At 59.4% G+C, this 2,997-nt stretch carries 2 protein-coding genes; both read right to left on the bottom strand.

Annotated features, from left to right (window positions below):
- Positions 1-74: 74 nt before the first annotated feature.
- Entirely contained in the window at positions 75-1,994 is a 1,920-nt protein-coding gene (locus tag ACIQ3Q_RS22095; RefSeq protein ID WP_396271391.1) for an EAL domain-containing protein, read from the bottom strand.
- A gap of 49 nt (positions 1,995-2,043) precedes the next feature.
- The gene (locus ACIQ3Q_RS22090; RefSeq protein ID WP_396271390.1) at positions 2,044-2,661 is read right to left on the bottom strand and encodes a transglutaminase-like cysteine peptidase; all 618 of its coding nucleotides are present in this window, start codon (positions 2,659-2,661) and stop codon (positions 2,044-2,046) included.
- Positions 2,662-2,997: the final 336 nt, after the last annotated feature.

Below are 2,997 nucleotides of genomic sequence, written 5' to 3'. Positions count from 1 at the left end.
GAAGAGCCCCTCTTCTAGGTCGTGAAGTTCAGTGGTGATGGTCCAGTTTGTACTGCCTGTCATTAGAGCTCGCGTTAACGAGCAGATGGTAACAAATGCTGGACCACCGGCCCGGTGATGCCGTCAACACCGCATTCCCATAAAACCTGCGCGTCCAAGGTATCGATGACACCCTCCGCAAACACCGAGAGGCCGATTCCATGCAACATGCGAGTCATGCCCTCGATGTGTTGAGCGCGAGCACGGTCCGACGCCAAGCCTTCGGTGGTGCTGGCATCGAGCTTGATGAAATCGAGCCCCGCATCCAACAGAGCGCGAGATTCAGAGAGCCGCTCTCCGGCATGCTCAAGGCCGACTCTCGCACCGCTAGGCCGTAAGTGCTCCACGAGCTCACGCATCTCTTCGAGGTGGGTCAGAGCCCCCGCCTCTGCCACCTCCAACCACAACCCAGGTGCTTGGGCCGGAGCCGCGCGAACCATCTCACGCAGGTGATAAACAAAAGACGAGTCACTCAGAGAGCCCGGGCTCAGATTCACAGCACGCGCACGACCATCCATCGCAATGGCCTTCAAGGCCAACTCCACGGCCATCTCATCAATGCGCGCGGTCATCTGCGTACGCCGGGCCATGGGAAGCCATTGGGCGGCGGGAACCAATGGCCCTTCGGGCTCCAGCCGTAAGCGCAAGGGGCACTCCTGGTGCACCACCGCCCCCATGGCATTGACCAGCGCAAACTCCACCAACTCACCGCGTCGCTCAACCAATGCCTCCTGCAGGTGCTGGCGCCAGGTGTCTTCGCCCAAGATCAAGCCCTCACCGGCATCATCCAATTCCACAGCGAATGGTCCGCGGGCTTCAGCTTTTGCCAGCGCTTGGTCGGCAGCCGCCAGCAAAGACGAAATCGGCGCACCATGCCACCAGCGCACTGCGCCGATCACAATGTTGACCTCACCTTCGTGAGTCTTGAGCAAGTTGCGAAGGCGCGCCGAAACATCCAAGGCCGGATCCCGCAGCGACTCCACGTCCGGCAGCACCATGGCGAAGTCAGAGCCGTTCAAGCGGCCCACCTCGCCTCCTCCCGTCCGCCGAACTGACTCCAGAACCGCCGCAGCGGCCTCTTGCAACAAGTGATCTGTGGCCGGGTGGCCCAAGCGCCGATTCAGGCCTTGCAAATCGACAATACGCATCAGAATCAAAGCGCCAGCGGCGCTGCCATCCTCACTGCCCAGCAGCACCCGCAAGCGCCCCATGAAGTAGGCACGATTTGACAAACCCGTCAATGCATCACAGTGTGCTTGCCGCCGCAGTTGCTCGACCTGAGCGGCCTGCTCGTCGAACATGCTCTTAAGCCGGGCAACCATGGCATTCATGGCACGGGTCACATTGCGCAACTCAGGCACTGAGGGCTCAGACACCGTGACAAACCGACGCTCAGTGATGGCGTCCGCTTGCTGCACGGCCTGGTCCAGCGGCGCTCGAATGCGCCTGACCCCGACCGTGGCCACGGCCCCAGCCCCCAAAGCCAGCAAAGAGAGCACCGCCAAAGTGCGCAAGGTGCCTTGCCAAAGCTGATCATTCACAAAACTAGATTGGCTTCGCACCTCTACCCGGCCGATCTGCTTCCAGCCATCTGACACCAGCGCGACCCCTGCACTAGGCTCTACACCTAGCCAGCTCACAAACCAAGCGGGAGCCGTGGTGGCTGCCCGCTGCGCACGCCGCTCCAGCAATACGCCGCCGCTGGGCGAGCGCAAGGAAATCAATTCATAGTTGCCTGTGTCAAATTGACTGGCAATCATGAGTTCCATCGCTGTCGTATCGGCGCGCTGCTGCGACAGCGTCAGCGCTAATGACTGAGCAACATCATTGTTTTTGAGGCCTAGCTGGGCTTCCAGATAGCCGCGGGCCGACTGCACCGTGATCCCCAATGCTCCGGCAAAGGCCAGCGACAAAGTAAGCACCAATAGCAGCCAGACTTGGCGAATGAGTGACATGCGTTCTCCTTGGCCGTACTTATACCTTGAGCCTTGCGCCCCGTTTAGCTTAATAGAGGCCATCGGCCGCGGCTCTTCGTAAGACCTCGCGCCAACGAGACAGTCTCTCTGTGGGATTACCAGCCACATTGACAGCGCTCACCCCCGCCCACAAACCCTCGGCATTAAAGCTGAAAACAGGGGTTAAGTCAGGCCGGCGGCCCGCAGGGCGCACTTCTGTAATCAGATTGTCCAGTACCAAGGGCTCTGCGTCTGGCGTTGGATAGTAGGCGAGCACCATGTGCGCCACCGAGGGCCCGCCGGGCCCTCCCATCACAGCTCGCACGTAGACCATTCGTAACTTTTTGTGAGGAACACCCAGCGCACTCAACGTGAAGTACTTAGCAATTGCATAGTCTTCACAGTCGCCCGCGCCCCGCTGCAAGAGCTCCAAAGGACTGGACCAGTAGTCGGTCTGCCCCCAGTTCTCTGCGTCTTCCCGAAAAAGGATGCGGCGGTTGTAGAACTCGTTGATGGCGTTGATCTGCACCAACTCAGATTGCCCCTGAATTGGCCCCACCACCTGGCGCAGTAAACGTACACCCGTCAGGGCATTCTCGCCATGCCGGGCAGCTGCTGCTTGAACACGGTCGGGATCCCAGGCTTGGCCCCCTTGCGAAGCCAGCAAGAGACACAGCCATACCCAGCCCACGAGAGCGCGAAACGTTCTCGTCATCAGGGGGCTCAGGGCTCGAAGGACAGTCAGAGCAAACGGCATCTCCTTGGATGTCGGCCGCTGGCTTCATTTATTGAATTGCGCACCGATAAAGTACCCGTTGCTGTCGCCCAAAGACGACAGGCGTCCAGAAAAATCGCTGTCGCGCTGCACGTCATCCCGGATACCTTGTTTTCGGGGTTAGCGATTGAGCGATCTATCTAGTACATTTAGCAACGCTTTTGTGTCCACAACCATGTAGGGACCCGTGACCATGAAGAAAAAACTACTTGGCTTGAGCCTGTTGAC

This window comes from Ideonella sp. (assembly GCF_044358605.1).
GTDB lineage: Bacteria > Pseudomonadota > Gammaproteobacteria > Burkholderiales > Burkholderiaceae_C > Ideonella.
The sequence above is the reverse complement of the archived record's forward strand: the minus strand, read 5'-3'. Positions and strand labels throughout refer to the sequence as shown.

Excerpts from the sequence above, each read along its gene's own strand:
- ACIQ3Q_RS22095 (WP_396271391.1), bottom strand. The coding sequence starts at position 1,994 with ATGTCACTCATTCGCCAAGTCTGGCTGCTATTGGTGCTTACTTTGTCG.